The organism is Mesorhizobium sp. URHB0026 (assembly GCF_054059755.1).
This window is the reverse complement of the sequence record NZ_JBSSCN010000001.1, coordinates 3,843,308-3,862,671: the sequence shown is the minus strand read 5'-3', so window position 1 is coordinate 3,862,671 and position 19,364 is coordinate 3,843,308. Positions and strand designations below refer to the sequence as shown.

Genomic DNA, 19,364 nt, shown 5'->3' with positions numbered 1-19,364 from the left:
CAGCCAGGCGTGCCTTTGAACGGGCGGCTCTTTCAGGCAGCCGAACGCCGCCCCGGCACCGGATTGCCTGGCGGCTCGTGGCCGAGCGGCGTTACCAGCGTCAGGTCGGGATAGCCGCTCTCGATCAGTTTGACCGCGGCCTGCGTCACCTCGTCGTCGGCCTCCAGCATGGACAAGAACACCTCGGTGGCCTCGCCGCCCAGACGGCTGATGCCTTGTGCATCGGCCGGCCCGCACTCGACCACCACCAGATCATAGGCTGTTGTCAGCGACTGCATGATGATCGGCAGCCGATCGGCGGCACGCATGGCACGGACCGGGTCGGCGGTGCCGACGGGGATGACATGGCAGTCGGAATAGAGGTCGCCATGGATCACGTCGCTGAACTGCGCCTGCGACGCCAGCAGATTGGTGATACCGGGGAAAAGCCCGCTGTCCAGCATCGGGCGCGAGGCAGCCCCCGAGGCAGTGAGGTCGAGCAGCAGGACGCGCAGTCCGGCGTCGGAAACCTCGCGCGCCACCAGGACCGCCGACGCCGCCGCTTCATCGCCCTCGGGGGAAACGAATATGGCGCGCGCGGCCCCGCTGGCGATCAGCTTCTCGGCTGCCTTCTCGACATCGATCTCGCCGAGCACGGAGCGCGGCCGCCGAACCTCCACGGGTTCCGGCACAGCCATCGGCTCAGGCTCTGCCACGGGTTCAGATTTGGTCAAGGGTTCAGATTTGGTCAAGGGTTCGGATTTGGCCAAGGGTTCAGGCTCGGCGACAGGCTCCGCTGTGGCGACGGGCTCGACCTCGGCGGCAGGCCGCGGCCGTGCCGGTGTTTCGGTGACCGTTTCGGGCCATGATACGTCGGCGGTGCGATTGGCGCGCTCAGTGGCGGCAGCCGGTTCGAGGCGGGTGGGCGGCTCCTGATAGGCGGCCGGCGGCATTATCACCTCGTCGATCGGTTCAAACCGCGCGCCCCTGGCCGGGCGCATGGCACGGCCCGAGAAAAGCTCCCGCAGCAGCGTGAACACGGCCGCCAGCAGAAGGGAAGCCGCGGCGGCAGCGCCAACGATCGGCCCGACCTTGGGGAAGTACGGCTCGGCGGGGACCGAAGCCGGTGAGGCGATGCGGGCGTCGACCGGGATATAGTTGCGATCCTGACGCGACGCCGCCTCACGATAATTGGTCAGGTAAAGTTCGAGCTGCTGGCGCTTGGCGGCGGCATCGCGCTGCAGCGCGTCGAGACCGACCTGCTGTTCGCCGGCCTGCGCCGAAGCAGCCTTGAGCGTGTTGACGTCGGCGACCAGCTGGCTTTCGCGCGCCTTTGCGGCATCGGCCTGCATCGCCAGGCCCTTCATGATCTTTTGGGCTTCGCTGCGGATCTGCGCATCGAGATCGGCCAGTTGCGATTTGGCCGCGCGAATACGCGGATGATTGTCGAGCAGCGTCGTCGACAGATCGGCGATGTTGGCGCGCAGCTCGACCTGGCGCTCCCGCAAGCGCTGGATCAGATCGGAAGACAGCACTTCCGGCAGCGAATCCAGCGATCCGCCATTCTGCAGCGCCTTGCGCACGCTCTCGGCAGTGCCTTCGGCCGCGGCCCGGTTGGCCCGCACCCGCGACAACTCGGTCGACAGCTCGGCCAATTGCTGGGTGGCCAGGGTGGAATTGTTGCCGCCCATCAGGAGGTCGGACTGGGAGCGGTAAGCCGCGACCTTGGCTTCGGCATCCCTGACCTGCTTGGACAGGTCGGCGATCTCGGGCGCCAGAAAGTCGGCGGCGGCGGTGTTCGATTCGCTCTTGGCCGCGCCCTGCCCCGCAATGTAAGCGGCGGCAATGGCATCGGGGATGGCGGCCGCGAGCTTCGGATCTTCCGAGGAGAACTCGATGGCAATGATGCGAGTCTTTTCAACGCCGTACACGTTGAGCTTCTCGCGCATCTTCTTCAGGACACGTTCATCGGCCGGAACATCCATCGGGTCGTTCTTCAGGCCAAGCAGGATCAGCACGCGGCTCAGCGACGACATGTCGATCGTCTCGTCGAACTCGGGCAGTCGCGACAGGCCGAGCTTCTGGGCGACCTGCTTGAGGATCTCGTTGGACGAAATTATCTGGACCTGGGTGGCAACGCCTTGCTCGTCGAGGATCGGCTTGTCGCTGTCCGGATTGCTGCTGGCGGGCCGCGTGTAGACCGATTCTCGCGGGGCGATCTCCACCTGCGTCTGGGCCTTGTAATGGCGGGTCGCGAACGACGCAGCTACGAATGCAAGCCCCGTCACCACCACAACGAAGACCAGAATCCGCAGCCAGTTGCGTCCCAGGCTGGCGAAGAGCTGCCTAAGATCAACGTCGACGTCTGCGGCCGCGGATTGAACGGACATGCATCCCTACTCCGAAACTGGATCAGGGTGCACCGTAAACAACTATGGTAACCCAGCCGTTAAGATCACGGTAAGCTTCCGTTAGGATTTGCTGGGGCAGACAAAAAAATCGATAAAATAGCGAAACCTTGCCTGCTAAAACGCTATTGAGGCGCTCCTTTACCGGCCATTAACCCTAACAGGATGATAACGGACCCGATCCCAGATGTTTGCTGCGACATCGCAGCGGCCAGTCGAAGGTACCTGTCCGGTCATGAAAAGCACTGCTTCCCTCTTTCGCGCACTGCTTGCCATTTCGATGCTCGCCGGCTGTTCCAGCTACCGGCCGACGCCGGCCGCCTTCCACGAGGTCCTCGAACAGCCGTATCGCCTCGGCGCAGGCGACCGGGTCCGCGTCACAGTGTTCGAACAGGACGGCCTGACCAACAGCTACAGCGTCGACCAGTCCGGTTACATCTCCTTCCCGCTCGTCGGCGCCATACCGGCACGAGGCCATACCGCGCAGCAGATGGAAAAAGAGATCGCCGACAAATTGCGGCAGGGCTATCTGCGCGACCCCGACGTCTCGGTCGAGATCGATCGTTACCGGCCGATCTTCGTCATGGGCGAAGTGGGCGCCGCCGGCCAGTATTCCTACGTGCCCGGCCTGACGGTCCAGAAAGCCATCGCCATTGCCGGGGGCTTCACGCCACGCGCCAACCAGGAGAGCGTCGACATCACCCGCGATATCAACGGCAAGGTGATAACCGGCCGTGTGGTCACCTCCGATCCCCTGCTGCCGGGAGATACCGTCTACGTCCGCGAACGCCTGTTCTGACAGACACCTCGTGGCGGACAAGCTCAGGATCGTCCACTGCTTTCGCTCACCCGTGGGAGGAATTTTCCGGCACGTGCGCGACCTGGCGGAAGCGCAGGTCGCCGCCGGCCACATGGTCGGCATCGTCTGCGACTCGACCACGGGCGGTGAATTCGAGGAGCGTCTTTTCGGGCAGATGAAGGAGATGCTGGCGCTCGGCATCCATCGTACGCCAATGCAGCGCCATGTCGGGCCGGGCGACCTCGCCTCGGCCCGGCGCACCTACAGGATCATCAAGGAATTGCGGCCGGACGTGCTGCATGGGCACGGCGCCAAGGGTGGCGCCTATGCCCGTCTGTTCGGCTCATTGTTGCGGGTATCAAGGTCTCGCGTAGCCCGCCTCTATTCGCCGCATGGCGGCTCTCTCCACTATGACGAGAGCACAGCCACCGGAAAGCTGTTCTTCGCGCTCGAGCATCTCATGGCGCGCTTCACCGATTGCCTGCTGTTCGTCTCCGACTACGAGCGGCGGACCTACCGCAGGAAGGTGGGCGAACCGCCGATTCCGAACACGCTGGTCTACAATGGACTTCGCACCACCGAATTCGAGCCGGTAGCCACCAGGGCCGATGCGGCAGATCTGCTCTATATTGGCATGATGCGGGACCTCAAGGGCCCGGATATCTTCATCGATGCCCTGGCCGCCGCCGCTCCCCGGCTCGGCCGCGCACCGAGTGCCGTAATGGTCGGCGACGGCGACGACCTGCCCCGCTACCATGCGCAGGTGAAACGCCTCGGGCTTCAAGGCAATGTCCGCTTCCTGCCGCCAATGCCGGCCCGGCAGGCATTTGTGCTGGGGGCGGTCGTCGTCGTTCCTTCGCGCGCGGAAGCCATGCCCTATACCGTGCTGGAGGCACTTGCCGCGGCAAGACCTGTCATCGCGACCTCGGTCGGCGGCATACCGGAGATTTTCGGTTCAAGCTCCCCCGCCCTGATTCGCCCGGATCCGGCCGAACTCGCCGACAAAATGAGCCAGGCGCTGGGCGACCTTGCCACCTATCGCCGATTGATGCCGGACGAATCCACGCTCAGGGCGCGCTTCGGCGCCGACGTCATGGCCGCCGAAATCGAGAAGGCCTACTTCGCCGCGCTCGAAAGTTAGCTCGGGCCCTTCCAAAGCCACAGGTTGTTTCAAGGGTTTCTTAGCTCTCTTTTGCTAATCACCCTGGGGAAGCTTGCGGACTGTTCCATGAACGAGATCGACCCCGCGCACCGCTTTTCATCAGAGGCGGTGCGTCACTTCGACGGCCCTGCCGATGGCGACAAGCCCGGCGGCATGAACGACGTTGCCCGGCAGGTCGCGTCGCAATACCGGCGCGATACGATGTCGCCGATCATGGTCAGCGGCGTGCTGCGCATGGTCGAATTCGCGGTGCTGCTGGTCTCGGGGCTCGGCGTCTATTTCTACTATGTCGGGTTCTTCAATTATCTCGCCTGGCAATATCCGCTGACGATCGCCGCCGCATCGTTCCTCGCCGTGGTGCTGCTCGATGTCACCGACTGCTACCAGGTGGTGTCCCTGATGCGGCCGATCGCCAATTTTGGGCGCATCCTGCTGGTCTGGGCCGGCACCTTCGCCCTGATGGCGCTGACGGCATTCGCCATGAAGATGTCGCAAGATTATTCGCGCCTGCTGTTCGGCACCTGGTTCGTCGTCGCCTTCGTCTGCCTCTTCGGCCTCAGGCTGGTGATGTCGAGGCTGATCCGGCGCTGGGCGCGCGATGGCAGCATGGAACGGCGCGCCGTCATCGTTGGCGGCGGCAAGGCGGCGGAAGTGCTCATCCGCTCGGTGGAAAAGCAGCCTTACAACGACATCCGCATCTGCGGTATCTTCGATGATCGCAACGACAAGCGTTCGCCATCCCTCGTCGCCGGCTATCCCAAGCTCGGCACCATTTCGGAACTGATCGAATTCGCCCGCATCGCCCGCATCGACATGCTGATCGTGTCGTTGCCGCTGACCGCCGAATCGCGCGTGCTGCAGTTGCTGAAGAAACTTTGGGTGCTGCCGGTCGACATCCGGCTGTCGGCGCATTCCAATGCGCTGCAATTCCGTCCGCGCGCCTATTCCTACATCGGTTCAGTGCCGATGCTCGACATCTTCGACAAGCCGATCAACGATTGGGATTCGGTCGCCAAGCGCGCCTTCGACATCATCTTCAGCCTCATCGGCATCGTCGTGTTCTCGCCTGTGATGCTGGCCGCGGCGATCGCCATCAAGCTCGACAGCAAGGGACCGGTGCTGTTCAAGCAGAAGCGGCATGGCTTCAACAACGAGATCATCGAGGTCTACAAGTTCCGCTCCATGTACACCGACCGGTCGGATCCGACCGCCAAGCAGACGGTGACCAAGAACGATCCGCGCGTCACCCCTGTCGGCCGCTTCATCCGCAAGACCTCTATCGACGAACTGCCGCAGTTCTTCAACTCGCTGCTGGGCTCGCTGTCGCTCATCGGTCCGCGCCCGCACGCCATTGCCGCCCAGTCGCACAACCTGCTCTACAACGAGGTGGTGGACGGCTATTTCGCGCGCCATAAGGTCAAGCCGGGGGTCACCGGCTGGGCGCAGATCAATGGCTGGCGCGGCGAGATGGACACCAATGAAAAGATCCGCATGCGGACCGAATACGACCTCTACTACATCGAGAACTGGTCGCTGCTTTTCGATCTGCGCATCCTGTTCCTGACGCCGGTCCGGCTCTTGAACACGGAAAACGCCTATTGAGCGCGATCAGCCATGATCTGCCGCGCGCGGCGGTCAACGCCAAGCTGATCACGCTGATCTCCTCGAGCGCGGTCGTGCTCGGCATTCTTTTGTCGGGCTTCGTCATCAGCGAGCCGGCGCCTTACGAAATCTACATGTCCGCGCTGATCGCCATCTGGGCGCTGTTCGGCCTGAGGATATCGCGCGCGGCCGTGCCGCTTCTGGTTCTGCTGGTGACGATGAACATCGGCGGCATGATTTCCATGACGCAGATGGCGGATCTCGCCAACACCCCGCTTTATCTTGCCGTGTCGCTGTTTCTCGCTTTCAGCGCGGTGTTTTTCGCATCTGTTACGGCCATGCAGCCGAACCTCTACCGGTTGATCTTCAATGCCTATGTCCTTTCGGCGGTGGCGACGTCGCTGCTTGGCATAGCGGGCTATTTCCATGCCTTCCCCGATGCCGAAATCTTCACCAAATACGACCGCGCCGCCGGCGCCTTCCAGGACCCGAATGTGTTCGGGCCGTTCCTGGTGCTGCCCGGCATCTATCTGCTCTATTTGCTGCTGACGGGCCCGGTCACACGCATGCCGCTGCTGGCTGTGCCGCTGCTGATCATCAGCGCCGGCATTTTCTTCTCCTTCTCGCGTGGTGCCTGGGGCATGTTCGCGGTCTCGGCCATCCTGCTCACCGGCTGCCTGTTCCTGCAGAGCGCCAGCGGCACGTTCCGGCTCCGCGTGGTGATCATGACGCTCGCCGCGCTGTCGCTGCTGGCCATCGCCGTCATCGTCATCTTGCAACTGCCCGGTGTGTCGGACATGTTCTCCAACCGCGCGCATCTGGAACAGAGCTACGACACCGCACGCCTGGGCCGCTTCGCCCGCTACACGCTCGGTTTCCAGATGGCGATGGAGCACCCGTTCGGCATCGGGCCGCTGGTCTTCGGCACGATCTTCGGCGAGGACACACACGACATCTGGCTGAAGATGCTGATGGACTATGGCTGGCTCGGCTTCGTCTCGTTCCTGACGCTGGTCATCTGGACGATTTCAGCCGGATTCCGCATCCTGCTGCGCGATCGGCCGTGGCAGCCTTACCTCCTATGCGCCTACGTCGCCTTCATCGGCAATGTCGGGCTCGGCACCTTCATCGACATCGACCACTGGCGCCATGTGTATCTGCTGCTCGGCTTGATCTGGGGTGCCATAGCGCTCGAATACCGCCATCAGCGGCTATTGCGGCCGGTATTGCCGGGTCCACCAGCCATCACATCCGCACCGGCGCGATTAGCGCCGAATTTCGGTTGACCCGAGCCGGGTTATCACGATACATCGCGACCGGTCCGGAGTGTAGCGCAGCCCGGTAGCGCACTTGACTGGGGGTCAAGGGGTCGTCGGTTCGAATCCGGCCACTCCGACCATTTCGAAGCAGGACTTGCCCCCAAAAGTCCGCCACCGCATCACCCAATTTTCGAATCGCGCGTTCCTTTGCCCGCCGGCCTGGATCGGATCCGGCACTAGGCTTGGCACACATCGACCCACTCGGCGCCAGTCAAATCAACCATGCGCTGCGGTGGGATGCGCACAGCGGCGTTGGTGGCGCCGGCGGCGGGGACGACCTCGGCGAATTCGCGCAGCGAGACGTCGCAATAGACCGGCAGCGGCGACGGCAGGCCGAATGGGCAGACGCCGCCGACCGGATGGCTGGTGGCAGCGACAACCTCTTGCGCGTCCAGCATGCGCGGCTTGCCGCCGAACCGGTCCTTGAATTTGCGGTTGTCCAGCCTGGCGATGCCGCTGGTCACGACAAGCATGGTGCGGTCACCGACGCGAAGGCAGATCGTCTTGGCGATCTGTGCCGGCAATACACCATGCGCCTCCGCCGCCAGGGCCACCGTCGCCGAACTTGATTGTGTGACGACGACCTCGATATCAGGCGCGCGAGCCGCGAAGAAGGCACTGACGGAACCCAGGCTCATATCGAAAAACTCACGGTTCAGACCCGCTGCACGGCAGATGCGATTTGGCGCGGATTTGGGGGCCGCACGCATAAACGCGTGCGATCTCCAAATCGGCAAGCTCTGCAAATTGGCAAGCCCGGCCTACCGGCGAATGCCATGGTGTCCACAAGAAACCCGCCAAGCGGACCTTGGCGGGTTTTCCGCGCATGCCTGGCGCCGATTCTATGCCTGAGGCCGGCCTTGTGCGGCCGGCGTCGGCACGGCGGAAGCAATCGGAGCGTCGTGAGGCAGACGAAGCGCGGACGCAATGCGACGCAGCTTCGCCGGGTCGGCCGCCCGGCCGCTCTCGATGTCCTCGATCTCTTCGACCGAGAGACCGCAGGTCAGCGAAAGCGCTTCGAGGCTGTATCCGCGCGTTTCCCGCATTGCCCTGAGGGCGTTGTAATCCGGCCCGATCTCGTTGGCTAATGGTTCGGAGGGGGCGTGGCTTTTTGCATTGTTGGGCATTGGCAACTCCGTTGGCTGAAAGCGTTTGATCAAAATGGGATGTTGCCTGAGACGAGCAGGAAGATGCCCTCTCGCCAGCGATTTGCCAAGCGCCAATCTGGCCGTCACGGCATCGTGACCCGGATGCCCATGCGGCTGCCTCGCCCTATCCCGATCAAGTTGTTTTGAACGCGCGAGCGGAGTTTTGCCCGGCAGTTTCGCCCCACCCGTTCGTTATCTCGACGTCGCTGGCGTGAAACCATAGTTCCAGCCAGCCTTTCCCAAAAGGATACTCCAATGAACCTCAAGACACCTCTCCTCGTGCTCGGCACGATTTCCATGCTTTCCGGCACCGGTGTGGCCAGCACGCAGGCGGCGGACACATTGCGCGTGCGCGGCACGGTGGTCAGTTTCGTGCCGTCGTTGCTGACCGTGAAAACCCGTCAAGGCGACACGGCCGCGATCAAGCTGAAAGACGGTTGGAAGCTTTCAGGCGTCGCCAACGCATCGGTGAAAGACATCAAGCAGGGCGATTTCGTCGGCATCGCCTCCGTCTCTAAGGCCGACGGCGGCAGCGGCGCGCTGGAAGTGGTGGTCTTTCCCGCGGCCTTGAAAGGCACTGGAGAGGGTGATCGCCCCTGGGACCTGGAGCCGAACAGTCGCATGACCAACGGCACCGTCGCGGACGTCACCGACATAAACGGGCGTGCCGTGACGCTGACCTACGACAATGGGCAGACGAAGAATATCTCGATCCCCGACGGCACGCCTGTCGTGACTTTTGCGCCGGCCGCCCCGACCGATCTCAAGCCAAGCGCGACGGTCTTCGTTACCGCTCAGCGCGAGACGGACGGCACGCTGAGTTCCAGCCGCGTCGTGGTCGGAAACAATGGTGTGATCCCGCCAATGTAAGCCAAAGCAGCCGGCTTTCGACCCTGGCGATCATGGGGCAGGAAGCCGGTTCCTCGGAAACAATTCAGAAACAAGATTCTACAATCGGGAAATACTGACGAAAAAATTCAGGAGCGTAATTCCGTTCGCGGCGTCGGGGATATCGGCCCGATCGGTACCTGCCCGCGAAAAAAAGGAAACGATCCAATGAAGAAATCCCTCCTCTCGGCCCTCGGGCTTGCAGCTGCAATCGCTTTCGCGGTGCCGGTGGTCGGCGCGACAAGCGCGGACGCGGCCCCTATGGCAAAGCATCATCACCATCGTCACCACCATCATCACCGTCACCATCATCGCCACCACCATCATCATCATCACCACATGAAGAAGATGGGCAACAAGGCCTAAGCATTGCCAACGAGAAGACCGGCCCTGGCTTCTTGTCCAAGGCTGGTTTTCTCCTGGTCACAATCCCAAGGCCGGGACTTCTGGACAAACCCGGCTATCGCCGCGGAAATCGTGCGGCTCGACACGCTTCGGCCAGATTCCGGAGCGGTATCGCAATTCGCTGACATCAATGGGAATGGCGCCCGCGCCTGGAGGGCGAGCCGCCATTTTCTCTCTGGAAATTCTTGTCCTGGGGTAGCAGTCAGCGCCGGCTGAACAGCAGGCTGGCCACCAAACCGAGTACGACAAGGCCGACCGCAGCGGCGGCCGCCGGATGGTCGCGTGCAGATTTCTCGATCACCCTGCCCTGTTTGCGGATTGCCGGCATAGCATCGCGCAGACGCTCCGCAAGATCCGAATAGGTATCAAGAGCAGCATCACGGCCGTCTTCATAGTAAGCGCCACCCCGCTTCGACACTGCCTTGCGCAACGCGGCGAGTTCCCTCGAGAGAGCCGCGACCTGCTTTTCGAGGTCGATGTCCGATAGGGTCGAAAATGATGGCATCATGCGTTTCCTTGTCTTGCAGAAGGAAACGTAACGCCTCACCCCAAAGCGAGTTCCAGTTCCGAGGCTTTAAAGCGCTTGGCGGCGGTCAGCGCACCTGGTCGAGCAGGCGCTTGCATTCCAGGAGGTCAAACAGCGCCTCCTGCAGCAGCGCGCGGTTGTCACGCGAGAGCTTCGACGCGTCCGGCGCTACCGGACCTTCCTCGTCGCCCTTGCCCAGGCCGAAAAAGCGGCGGCTGGGCTTGACCCTTGGCTGGCCAACCAGTTCGTCATCTCCGCCGCGCGGCTGGGCTGCCGGCGTCAGCGGCACCTGATCGGCCTGCTTGCGCTGCGAGATCGCCTCGACGGCAGCCATGTCGCCATTGCCGATGGCGACCAGGAAATGATTGCCGTTTTCGCGCAGCAGCTTTTGCACGCCCTTGATGGTGTAGCCCTGGTCATACAGCATATGGCGGATGCCCTTGATCAGTTCCACATCCTGCGGCCGGTAGTAGCGGCGGCCGCCGCCACGCTTCATCGGCTTGATCTGGTTGAAGCGCGTCTCCCAGAAACGCAGCACATGCTGTGGCAGGTCGAGATCTTCAGCGACCTCGCTGATGGTGCGGAAGGCGTCAGGGCTCTTGTCCATGGGCGAAATCCTCACGCTGGCGTGTAGCCCGGAACGGCGCTCAGACGAGATCCCGCTCAACAATGAGAAGAGCTTGTTCCGCAGGTGCGGAACCGATCATAAGCCAGAACACCCATCCGGCCATGCTGCCGAATCGGGCCTTATTTCAGCGGTTTGTGAAGCAATATTCAAGTCCGCCGTTGTCGCGGAGCCGGTTTTCAACCGTGCAATGGAGGCTATTTGCCGCCCTTGGCCTTGCTGTTCTGGTGAGAACGCAGGATGCGGTTCTTCAGGACGTTGGACGATTTGAAAGTCATCACCCGGCGTGGCAAGATCGGTACTTCTTCGCCGGTCTTGGGATTGCGTCCGATCCGCTCATTCTTGGAACGGACATGGAATGTCGCGAAGGACGACAGCTTCACCGTCTCGCCGCGCACGATCGCTTCGCAGATTTCGTCCAGCACCGCCTCGACGAGTTCGGCGGATTCAGTGCGCGACAGACCGACCTTTCGGTAGACGGCCTCGGCAAGGTCGGCGCGCGTAAGTGTCTTTCCCCCCATGCGACCGCCCCATCCAGCTCAAACATAAAATCGGCACAACAACGGCAGAGCCTAAGTAATTGATCCGGCAAGGTCAAGGACCGAAACCGGACCGTTCTGCACTTACCAGCGAACCAGAATGGCGCCCCAGGTGAACCCGCCGCCCATCGCCTCCAGGAGCACCAGGTCTCCCTTCTTGATGCGGCCGTCGGCGACGGCCACCGACAGCGCCAGCGGTACGGAAGCAGCCGAGGTGTTACCGTGCAAATCGACGGTCACCACCACCTTTTGCTCAGCTATCCCGAGCTTTTTGGCTGAAGCGTCAATAATGCGTTTATTGGCCTGATGAGGCACGAACCAGTCGAGATCGTCGGCGGTAATACCGGCGGCCGAGAAGGTCGCCTCGATGACATCGGTGATCATGCCGACCGCGTGCTTGAAGACCTCGCGGCCTTCCATGCGCAGATGACCGACCGTGCCGGTCGTCGATGGTCCGCCGTCGACGAAAAGCTTTTCCTTGTGCGAGCCGTCGGAACGCAGGCTGGCCGCCAGGACGCCACGGTCGGCGATCGTGCCGGCCCCATCACCCGCTTCCAGAACGACCGCACCGGCGCCATCGCCGAACAGCACGCAAGTCGAGCGATCGCTCCAGTCGAGGATGCGCGAGAACGTCTCCGAGCCGATCACCAGCACGCGCTTTGCAAGGCCACCGCGGATGTAGAGATCGGCTGTCGTCATCGCATAGACGAAGCCCGAGCATACCGCCTGCATGTCGAACGCAAAACCGTGCCGCATGCCGAGCCGGTTCTGGATCTCGACCGCGGTAGCCGGGAACGTGTTGTTGGGCGTCGAGGTCGCCAGCACAACCAGATCGATATCGTCCGGAGTCAATCCGGCATCGGCAAGGGCGGCACGCGCCGCGGCCTCGCCCAGGGAAGCCGTCGTCTCGTCATCAGCCGCGATATGGCGCTGGCGGATGCCGGTGCGCTGAGCGATCCACTCATCGGAGGTCTCGACCATACCTTCAAAATCGGCATTCTTCATGATGCGGCGGGGCAGCGCGGCGCCCGTGCCGCGCACAACTGATCTGATCAAAATTCTTTCCTATTCCTTTGCGTCGGTAACGACGTCGGATTTCCTTGATGTCAGGGCATGCGGGTTGCGCGCATGAAACAGGTCGAGATCGGCCTCGATGAGATCAAGCAGATTGTTGCGCACCATGTCATAGCCGAGTTCGATCGCCGCGGCGAAACCGTCCGAGTCGGCACCGCCATGGCTTTTGACGACGATGCCGTTCAGCCCAAGGAAGACGCCGCCATTGGAGCGGCCGACATCCATCTTTTCGCGCAGGCGGTCGAAGGCGCCCTTGGCGAAGATATAGCCGATCTTGGCCATCAGGGTGCGGCTCATCGCGGCGCGCAGATAGCCAGCTATCTGGCGCGCGGTGCCTTCCGCCGTCTTGAGAGCAATATTGCCGGCAAAGCCTTCCGTCACCACCACGTCGACCGTGCCCTTGCCAATATCGTCGCCTTCGACAAAGCCATGGTAATTCATCGAGGCCATATTGGCTTCGCGCAACATGCGTCCCGCCTCCTTGACCTCTTCCTGGCCCTTGATCTCCTCCACGCCGACGTTGAGCAGGCCTACCGTGGGTCGGGCGATGCCGAATACGGAACGCGCCATACCGGTGCCAAGAATGGCAAAATCGATGAGCTGGTGCGCGTCGGCGCCGATGGTGGCGCCGACGTCCAAAACCACGCTTTCGCCACGCAATGTCGGCCATAAGGCCGCGATCGCCGGGCGATCGATGGTCGCCATGGTGCGCAGGCAGAATTTAGACATCGCCATCAGCGCGCCGGTATTGCCGGCGGAGATGCATGCATCCGCGGCGCCCGACTTCACCGCCTCGACCGCCTTCCACATCGACGATTTCCAGCGGCCATGGCGCAGCGCCTGGCTCGGCTTGTCATCCATCCTGACCGCGATCTCGCAGTGGAAGAACTCGCTGACCTCGGCCAATTTGGGGAATTTGGTGAGTTCCGGGCGCACCAATTCCTCACGTCCGTAGATGACGAAGCGGATGTCGGGACGGCGGGTCGCGACCGTCATGAGCGCCGGAATGACCACGGCTGGTCCGTGATCGCCGCCCATGGCATCGATGGAAATCCTGATCACGCGGTATTAATCTCACGGTTAGGCGGCAAGTCGTTTTAGTGATCGCAAAGGTTCGGCGAAAATAGCGGTTTTAGGCTGTCGCACAACCGACTTTTCCGTCGCGAGCAAGGTTTTCAGGATTTTCGCAGCAAGGATCGCAGTTTTTGCTGAAATTCATTCTCGGCCGGTCCGGTGTCGTCATCGGTGCCAATCGAGGCGCCGGGCTTGCGCGGATAGGGATCGATGGCCAAGCCGAAGAACTGTTCGGCAAGTGCCCCGACATCAATGGTGTCGCCCGAAAATGTCTCGGGACTGTCGGGTCCGTCGGCATCGAGCAGGATTTCGCCGCCGCCTTCGAATCCCTGCCGTCCGAGTTTGGAGTCCTCGGGCAAGAGCAGCGCCTCGAACGGCTCTTCAACATGCGCTTCGATGGGGTCTAGCGTGACGATGCAGGCCTGCGTAATGTCCGCCTCGACACGGCCACTGACCTTCACGCCGTTGCGCTTCCATGACGCAACCAGCAGTTCGGCGCGATAGGCTTCGACCGACAGCAGCCCATGGGCCTCGGCAAGGGCCGCGCGCTGCGCGGCATCGGCCTCGATCACAACCGGCAGCCCTTTGTGCGGCAGACGCGCGACATTGGCGAAAAAGGATACCGGACTTTGCATACCCGCATCTTTCATCGATCAGCCTCCGTTGGCTACAGGAAACGCCACAGTGCCGGCAACGATCGATTCGGTCGGCTGCGCACTCAGTTGCCGGCTGGCCTCGGCGACATACTCGGCCAAACGTGACGCTTCCGGCCAGCCGCCGGCGTCGGGACGGACATTGCGGGCAAGTGCCGCGGTCAGACCGTCATGGTCGCTTCGTTCCAGCGCATCATCATAGGCGGCGGTGCGGCCATAGAACATCTTCGCCAGCTTCTTCATGCGTTTTGGCACACCCACGTCACCAATGCCCAGTTCCCGCAGCGAATGATCGACGTCGAGAAAGAATTCGTCGATCAGCACCTGCGCGATCTCTTGCGCCACGCCGTCCTCGCCGCGCAAGCGGTGCTGGACCAGGAACATGTGCAACGAAAGCATCTCGAAACGGCCAAGCGGCGTGTCCGGCACATTCCAGTGGGAATAAAAAACAGTCTGCCGCGCCGCCGCCACGATTTGTGCGTAAAGCGCGTCGGTGATGGCGCGGTTGGCGTGGCGTTCGCGGCCAAAAAGGCGCTGGAACATGGGGATGGTCTCCGGGGACCGTTTGTTGAATTGGCCTTGTTGCATCGGCAAGCAAGCTGGTTTACCGGTTTTGCGGCCCAGCGCAAGTTGCGGCGATATAATGGAGAATTGTTGTTGCGCGCGCTGAATTTCAAGTCGAGTTTCAATTCCAGGGCTGCCGGCGTGATCTCGCTGCTGGCTATCGTTGCGGCGCTGTCGGCATGCCACACCAACAAGATGATCGGCGACCTCAATCCGAGCGAGACGTTCACGCAGGGCTATGTCCTCGATCAGCAGGCGATCGATTCGGTGCCGGTCGGTTCCAGCCGCGAGCAGGTGCTCCTGGCGCTCGGCACGCCGTCGACCACGGCGACTTTCGACAATGAGGCGTTTTACTATATTTCGCAGACGCGCAAGCGCTATGTCGCATTCGACAAGCCGAGGCTGGTCGACCAGAAAGTGCTGGCGGTCTATTTCGGCCCGGACAGCCGCGTCACCCAGATCGCCAATTACGGTTTGAAGGACGGCAAGATCTTCGACTTCATTTCGCGCACCACGCCGACCGGCGGCAAGGACCAGAACTTCCTCAGCCAGATCATCAACGGCGCCAGCAAGCTGGCGCCCGGCATTCCCGGCGGCGGCACCCCCTGATCGCTAGAATCCTGCTTCCCTGACTTTGGGGAACAGAAATGTCTCAGGCGACCAAAAGCCCGTGGGAGCGATCCCACGGGTTTTTGTTTAACGGGGCCCGGCTTGCCAGTGATGGGGCAAACCCATATCAAACCGCCAGGCTGGGGAACTTGGACATGAGCAGTGACGACCATGCGATGCCGGATGGCTGGATGGCGACCGGGACACCCGACCGGCAGACGGTGACATCAGACTGGCTTGCCATTGATCCGCCGTCGATCGATGGCGTCACAATCAAGGAAATCAGGCCGGTCGCTACATCCAACGGCTATCTGACCGAGGTTTTTCGGGATGAGTGGGGACTTGATCCATCGCCTGTCGGCCAGGTGTTTCAACGCACGATGTATCCAGGCGCGGTAACCGGCTGGCACGCGCACAAGGTGACGCTGGATCGGCTCTTCTGTTGTGCCGGCAGCGTCCGCATATCGCTCTATGACGGCCGAAAGGCTTCGCCCAGTTTCGGCACGGTGTGGCACAAGATACTCGGCGCGTTGCGGCCGGCGATCGTCATAATCCCGCCAGGCGTGTGGCACGGCGTGACGGCGCTCGGGCCGGAGATCGCCCTGCTGCTCAATCTCGTCGACAAGGCCTATGCCTACGACGCGCCCGACCATTGGCGCCTGCCACCGGACACCGAACAAATCCCTTACAAGCTGGTGTAGCGTGGAAGGATCGCGCCGGTCGGATGCAGCAGGGCAGCGCGTGCCGCTCGTCTCGGTGGTGATTGCCACCCACAATCGTCCCGCGGCCTTGCGGCAAACCCTGTTCAGCGTCTTGCGCCAGACGCTGCAGGATTTTGAAATTCTGGTGATCGGCGACGACTGTCGCCCTGAGACACCGGCGATCATCGCCGAATTCGCCGATCCGCGCATCTTCTATATAGACCTGCCCGTCAATTTCGGCGAGCAATCCGGCCCCAACAATATCGGTTTTGCCAGGGCGCGCGGCCGGCTTGTCGCCGTGCTCAATCACGACGACCTTTGGTTTCCGGATCATCTGGCGGCAACCACGGGATGGATCGATGCGACCGGTGCGGATGTCGTCATCGCTCGCGGCGCCATCATCGAACCGGTGCGGACGAGGGGCGATGCTCTCAAGACCTCGATTTACGGAATGGGCAAAGACGGTTTTTACGATCCCGTCGTCACGGCCGGATACGGATCGGCACAGGTGGTCAGGCGGGCGTCGTTGGACTGGCTCGGCCCCTGGCGGCCTGCCGGCAAATGCTCTTGCGAAAGTTCGCAGGACTGGCTCTTCCGGGCTTGGCGAAAGGGAGCCGTGATCGCGACCATGCCGCATCTGACGGTGCTGAGCATCTTCTCCGGCCAGCGCAGCGGCAGTTATCTCGAAGACACGGCGATGGAGCAGGAGGAACTCATCGATCGCATGCGCATACCGGACGACCTGCGTGTCAAGGTTCTTGCCGCGGCGGTGGTGCCGTCTCGCCTGAAGAAATCCAGCTACCTGAAACGCAGGGTTTGGGCTGCGTGCGGCATTCATCCGAGATCCGTCGAGTTTCGCCGCAAATACCAACGCGGTGCTTTTGTCTCCATGCTGCGAAAGGTACGCGGCCTGCCGCCCATGCCTGAACGGGAGCCGAGCGTGGATGATCTGTTGGCTAAGTACCGCAGAGGCAGCAAGCGGGAAGAAACCGGAGAATAGCGGCGTCGCGCACGCGGCGTCCAAATGCCGGACCAAGCGACCAGTCAGCTGACATGAAAAACCCGCGGGGATCGCTCCCCGCGGGTTTTTTTCAACCGCTTCCGCTCAGCCGTGCGCGAGCACGGCCAGCAACAGGAGCGCCACGATGTTGGTGATCTTGATCGCCGGGTTGACCGCCGGGCCGGCGGTGTCCTTGTAGGGATCGCCGACGGTGTCGCCGGTCACCGAAGCCTTGTGTGCTTCGGAGCCCTTGAGGTGCTTGACGCCGTCCTTGTCGGTGAACCCGTCCTCGAACGACTTCTTGGCGTTGTCCCAGGCGCCGCCGCCCGAGGTCATCGAGATGGCGACGAACAGGCCATTGACGATGACGCCGAGCAGCGAGGCGCCGAGCGCCGCGAAGGCGGACGCCTTCGAGCCCGAGATCAGCAGCACGCCGAAATAGACGACGAGCGGCGCCAGCACAGGCAGCAGCGACGGGATGATCATTTCCCGGATCGCCGCCTTGGTCAGAAGGTCGACCGCACGCGCATAGTTCGGCTTCGAGGTGCCGGCCATGATGCCCGGATCCTCGCGGAACTGCTTGCGCACCTCCTCGACGATGGCGCCCGCGGCGCGGCCGACCGCCGTCATGGCGATGCCGCCGAACAGGTACGGGATCAGGCCACCGAAGATCAGGCCCGCGACGACGTAAGGGTTGGAGAGATCGAAGGAGATTTCGCCCATGCCCTGGAAGTAGGGATATTTGTCGCCATTGGCGGCGAAGAACTTCAGGTCGTTCGAGTAGGCCGCGAACAGCACCAGCGCGCCGAGGCCAGCCGAACCGATGGCGTAGCCCTTGGTCACCGCCTTGGTGGTGTTGCCGACCGCGTCGAGCGCGTCGGTGGAGTGGCGCACTTCCTTGGGAAGGCCCGCCATTTCGGCAATGCCGCCGGCATTGTCGGTGACCGGGCCGAAGGCGTCGAGCGCCACGATCATGCCGGCGAGGCCGAGCATGGTGGTGACGGCGATCGCCGTGCCGAACAAGCCGCCGAGCTGGTAGGTGGCGATGATGCCGCCGACGATGACGATTGCCGGCAGTGCCGTCGATTCCAGTGAGACCGCCAGGCCCTGGATGACGTTGGTGCCGTGGCCGGTCACCGACGCCTGGGCGATGGAGTTGACCGGGCGCTTGTTGGTGCCGGTGTAGTACTCGGTTATCACCACGATCAACCCGGTCACCACGAGGCCGATCAGGCCGCAGATGAACAGGTTCTTGCCGGTGATCGTCATGCCGGCGACGGTGCCGACCTCGCCCCAGCCGAGCGTGGCCGAGGTGGCGACGCCGAGGCCGACGATCGACAGCAGGCCGGTCACGATCAGGCCCTTGTAGAGCGCGCCCATGATCGAGCCGTTGGAGCCGAGCTTGACGAAGAAGGTGCCGACGATCGAGGTCAGGATGCAGGCGCCGCAGATGGCGAGCGGGTACAGCATCGCCGCACCGAGGACAGCGGTGCCGCCGAAGAAAATGGCGGCGAGAACCATGGTGGCGACAACCGTCACCGCATAGGTTTCGAACAGGTCGGCGGCCATGCCGGCGCAGTCGCCGACATTATCGCCGACATTGTCGGCGATGGTGGCCGGGTTGCGCGGATCATCCTCCGGGATACCGGCTTCGACCTTGCCGACCAGATCGCCGCCGACATCGGCGCCCTTGGTGAAGATGCCGCCGCCGAGACGGGCGAAGATCGAGATCAGCGAGGCGCCGAAGCCGAGCGAGACCAACGAGTCGATGACGATACGATCGTTGGGCTGAAGACCCATGAAATGGGTCAGGATGAGATAATAGATGGAAACGCCAAGCAAAGCGAGGCCGGCCACCAGCATGCCGGTGATGGCGCCCGACTTGAAAGCGATGTCGAGGCCGGCGGCGAGGCTGTTGGAAGCCGCTTGCGCGGTGCGTACATTGGCCCGCACCGAAACATGCATGCCGATGAAGCCGGCGGCACCCGAGAGAACGGCGCCGATCAGGAAGCCGATGGCGGCGGTGATCGACAGCAGCCACCAGGCGAGCACGAGCACGACCGCTCCGACGATGGCGATGGTGGTGTATTGGCGCGCCAGATAGGCCTGGGCGCCTTCGCGGATGGCGGCGGAGATTTCCTGCATGCGTGCATTGCCCTGATCGGCCGCGAGGACCGAACGTGTCGCCCAGATGGCGTATAGGATTGAAAGCAGGCCGCAGGCGATGACGGCGGAAATAATGGTCATTGCCGAATTTTCCTCGATTGTTGGCCCAAAAGAACCCCTCCC

20 protein-coding genes and 1 tRNA gene are annotated in these 19,364 nt (G+C 62.5%); 10 read left to right on the top strand and 11 right to left on the bottom strand.

What is annotated here, in order from left to right:
• Positions 1 to 32: 32 nt before the first annotated feature.
• Complete coding sequence (locus tag ACVWWD_RS18865) at positions 33 to 2,369, bottom strand: Wzz/FepE/Etk N-terminal domain-containing protein (protein WP_457103235.1); 2,337 nt, start codon at positions 2,367 to 2,369, stop codon at positions 33 to 35.
• A gap of 253 nt (positions 2,370 to 2,622) precedes the next feature.
• Here ACVWWD_RS18865 and ACVWWD_RS18860 point away from each other — a divergent pair, with 253 nt between their 5' ends.
• From ACVWWD_RS18860 to ACVWWD_RS18840, 5 genes are all read left to right on the top strand, one after another.
• Positions 2,623 to 3,186, top strand: coding sequence for a polysaccharide biosynthesis/export family protein (locus tag ACVWWD_RS18860; RefSeq protein WP_023773244.1), 564 nt, complete (start codon positions 2,623 to 2,625; stop codon positions 3,184 to 3,186).
• 10 nt (positions 3,187 to 3,196) lie between these two features.
• Positions 3,197 to 4,327: a glycosyltransferase gene (locus tag ACVWWD_RS18855; protein ID WP_352552610.1), complete on the top strand. Its 1,131-nt coding sequence runs from the start codon at positions 3,197 to 3,199 to the stop codon at positions 4,325 to 4,327.
• Positions 4,328 to 4,414: 87 nt separating this feature from the next.
• A complete protein-coding gene (locus ACVWWD_RS18850) occupies positions 4,415 to 5,950 on the top strand; it encodes an undecaprenyl-phosphate glucose phosphotransferase (protein WP_023773246.1) in 1,536 nt (511 codons plus the stop codon).
• Positions 5,947 to 7,236: an O-antigen ligase family protein gene (locus tag ACVWWD_RS18845; protein WP_352552607.1), complete on the top strand. Its 1,290-nt coding sequence runs from the start codon at positions 5,947 to 5,949 to the stop codon at positions 7,234 to 7,236. The genes ACVWWD_RS18850 and ACVWWD_RS18845 overlap by 4 nt, the downstream gene beginning before the upstream one ends.
• Positions 7,237 to 7,272: 36 nt before the next feature.
• Positions 7,273 to 7,349, top strand: a tRNA-Pro gene (locus ACVWWD_RS18840).
• A gap of 96 nt (positions 7,350 to 7,445) precedes the next feature.
• On the opposite strand, the gene ACVWWD_RS18835 is transcribed toward ACVWWD_RS18840, so the two are convergent.
• Together ACVWWD_RS18835 and ACVWWD_RS18830 are read right to left on the bottom strand one after the other, a co-directional pair.
• Positions 7,446 to 7,907, bottom strand: a complete 462-nt coding sequence (locus ACVWWD_RS18835; protein ID WP_352572811.1) for a YbaK/EbsC family protein — start codon at positions 7,905 to 7,907, stop codon at positions 7,446 to 7,448.
• Between the two features lie 204 nt (positions 7,908 to 8,111).
• Complete coding sequence (locus tag ACVWWD_RS18830) at positions 8,112 to 8,396, bottom strand: helix-turn-helix domain-containing protein (RefSeq protein WP_023783058.1); 285 nt, start codon at positions 8,394 to 8,396, stop codon at positions 8,112 to 8,114.
• Between the two features lie 276 nt (positions 8,397 to 8,672).
• Here ACVWWD_RS18830 and ACVWWD_RS18825 point away from each other — a divergent pair, with 276 nt between their 5' ends.
• Positions 8,673 to 9,287, top strand: a complete 615-nt coding sequence (locus ACVWWD_RS18825) for a hypothetical protein (protein ID WP_352552602.1) — start codon at positions 8,673 to 8,675, stop codon at positions 9,285 to 9,287.
• A 186-nt stretch (positions 9,288 to 9,473) separates the two neighbouring features.
• Positions 9,474 to 9,671, top strand: coding sequence for a hypothetical protein (locus ACVWWD_RS18820; protein WP_084567499.1), 198 nt, complete (start codon positions 9,474 to 9,476; stop codon positions 9,669 to 9,671).
• A 241-nt stretch (positions 9,672 to 9,912) separates the two neighbouring features.
• Here ACVWWD_RS18820 and ACVWWD_RS18815 read toward each other — a convergent pair whose 3' ends face one another.
• From ACVWWD_RS18815 to ACVWWD_RS18785, 7 genes are all read right to left on the bottom strand, one after another.
• The gene (locus tag ACVWWD_RS18815; protein ID WP_023773252.1) at positions 9,913 to 10,215 is read right to left on the bottom strand and encodes an MDR/zinc-dependent alcohol dehydrogenase-like family protein; all 303 of its coding nucleotides are present in this window, start codon (positions 10,213 to 10,215) and stop codon (positions 9,913 to 9,915) included.
• An 88-nt stretch (positions 10,216 to 10,303) separates the two neighbouring features.
• A complete protein-coding gene (locus ACVWWD_RS18810) occupies positions 10,304 to 10,843 on the bottom strand; it encodes a MerR family transcriptional regulator (RefSeq protein WP_015318228.1) in 540 nt (179 codons plus the stop codon).
• A 215-nt stretch (positions 10,844 to 11,058) separates the two neighbouring features.
• Entirely contained in the window at positions 11,059 to 11,382 is a 324-nt protein-coding gene (locus tag ACVWWD_RS18805) for an integration host factor subunit alpha (protein ID WP_010915609.1), read from the bottom strand.
• 102 nt (positions 11,383 to 11,484) lie between these two features.
• Positions 11,485 to 12,456, bottom strand: a complete 972-nt coding sequence (locus tag ACVWWD_RS18800; RefSeq protein WP_023783055.1) for a beta-ketoacyl-ACP synthase III — start codon at positions 12,454 to 12,456, stop codon at positions 11,485 to 11,487.
• A 9-nt stretch (positions 12,457 to 12,465) separates the two neighbouring features.
• On the bottom strand, positions 12,466 to 13,536 hold the full coding sequence (gene plsX, locus ACVWWD_RS18795; protein ID WP_457103234.1) for a phosphate acyltransferase PlsX: 1,071 nt from the start codon (positions 13,534 to 13,536) through the stop codon (positions 12,466 to 12,468).
• A 113-nt stretch (positions 13,537 to 13,649) separates the two neighbouring features.
• Positions 13,650 to 14,198 (bottom strand): YceD family protein, encoded by a 549-nt coding sequence (locus ACVWWD_RS18790; protein ID WP_023773255.1) that lies wholly within the window; start codon positions 14,196 to 14,198, stop codon positions 13,650 to 13,652.
• Between the two features lie 3 nt (positions 14,199 to 14,201).
• The gene (locus tag ACVWWD_RS18785; protein WP_352552595.1) at positions 14,202 to 14,744 is read right to left on the bottom strand and encodes a ubiquinol-cytochrome C chaperone family protein; all 543 of its coding nucleotides are present in this window, start codon (positions 14,742 to 14,744) and stop codon (positions 14,202 to 14,204) included.
• 114 nt (positions 14,745 to 14,858) lie between these two features.
• Between ACVWWD_RS18785 and ACVWWD_RS18780 the strand changes: the two genes are divergently transcribed.
• The 3 genes from ACVWWD_RS18780 (at position 14,859) to ACVWWD_RS18770 (ending at position 17,075) form a co-directional block, all read left to right on the top strand.
• The gene (locus ACVWWD_RS18780) at positions 14,859 to 15,374 is read left to right on the top strand and encodes an outer membrane protein assembly factor BamE (protein WP_023773257.1); all 516 of its coding nucleotides are present in this window, start codon (positions 14,859 to 14,861) and stop codon (positions 15,372 to 15,374) included.
• A 155-nt stretch (positions 15,375 to 15,529) separates the two neighbouring features.
• Positions 15,530 to 16,075, top strand: coding sequence for a dTDP-4-dehydrorhamnose 3,5-epimerase family protein (locus tag ACVWWD_RS18775; RefSeq protein ID WP_051407651.1), 546 nt, complete (start codon positions 15,530 to 15,532; stop codon positions 16,073 to 16,075).
• 40 nt (positions 16,076 to 16,115) lie between these two features.
• Positions 16,116 to 17,075, top strand: coding sequence for a glycosyltransferase family 2 protein (locus tag ACVWWD_RS18770; protein WP_352552592.1), 960 nt, complete (start codon positions 16,116 to 16,118; stop codon positions 17,073 to 17,075).
• A 105-nt stretch (positions 17,076 to 17,180) separates the two neighbouring features.
• Here the strand turns inward: ACVWWD_RS18770 and ACVWWD_RS18765 are convergent, their stop codons facing one another.
• The gene (locus ACVWWD_RS18765) at positions 17,181 to 19,322 is read right to left on the bottom strand and encodes a sodium-translocating pyrophosphatase (RefSeq protein ID WP_023783053.1); all 2,142 of its coding nucleotides are present in this window, start codon (positions 19,320 to 19,322) and stop codon (positions 17,181 to 17,183) included.
• Positions 19,323 to 19,364 lie beyond the last annotated feature (42 nt).

Bases quoted from the DNA above. Each gene is read 5' to 3' on its own strand.
- ACVWWD_RS18850 (WP_023773246.1), top strand. From the start codon at position 4,415: ATGAACGAGATCGACCCCGCGCACCGCTTTTCATCAGAGGCGGTGCGT.
- ACVWWD_RS18790 (WP_023773255.1), bottom strand. From the start codon at position 14,198: ATGAAAGATGCGGGTATGCAAAGTCCGGTATCCTTTTTCGCCAATGTC.
- ACVWWD_RS18785 (WP_352552595.1), bottom strand. From the start codon at position 14,744: ATGTTCCAGCGCCTTTTTGGCCGCGAACGCCACGCCAACCGCGCCATC.
- ACVWWD_RS18815 (WP_023773252.1), bottom strand. From the start codon at position 10,215: ATGCCATCATTTTCGACCCTATCGGACATCGACCTCGAAAAGCAGGTC.
- ACVWWD_RS18825 (WP_352552602.1), top strand. From the start codon at position 8,673: ATGAACCTCAAGACACCTCTCCTCGTGCTCGGCACGATTTCCATGCTT.
- ACVWWD_RS18765 (WP_023783053.1), bottom strand. From the start codon at position 19,322: ATGACCATTATTTCCGCCGTCATCGCCTGCGGCCTGCTTTCAATCCTA.
- ACVWWD_RS18810 (WP_015318228.1), bottom strand. From the start codon at position 10,843: ATGGACAAGAGCCCTGACGCCTTCCGCACCATCAGCGAGGTCGCTGAA.
- ACVWWD_RS18835 (WP_352572811.1), bottom strand. From the start codon at position 7,907: ATGAGCCTGGGTTCCGTCAGTGCCTTCTTCGCGGCTCGCGCGCCTGAT.
- ACVWWD_RS18805 (WP_010915609.1), bottom strand. From the start codon at position 11,382: ATGGGGGGAAAGACACTTACGCGCGCCGACCTTGCCGAGGCCGTCTAC.
- ACVWWD_RS18820 (WP_084567499.1), top strand. From the start codon at position 9,474: ATGAAGAAATCCCTCCTCTCGGCCCTCGGGCTTGCAGCTGCAATCGCT.
- ACVWWD_RS18775 (WP_051407651.1), top strand. From the start codon at position 15,530: ATGAGCAGTGACGACCATGCGATGCCGGATGGCTGGATGGCGACCGGG.
- ACVWWD_RS18865 (WP_457103235.1), bottom strand. From the start codon at position 2,369: ATGTCCGTTCAATCCGCGGCCGCAGACGTCGACGTTGATCTTAGGCAG.
- ACVWWD_RS18860 (WP_023773244.1), top strand. From the start codon at position 2,623: ATGAAAAGCACTGCTTCCCTCTTTCGCGCACTGCTTGCCATTTCGATG.
- ACVWWD_RS18830 (WP_023783058.1), bottom strand. From the start codon at position 8,396: ATGCCCAACAATGCAAAAAGCCACGCCCCCTCCGAACCATTAGCCAAC.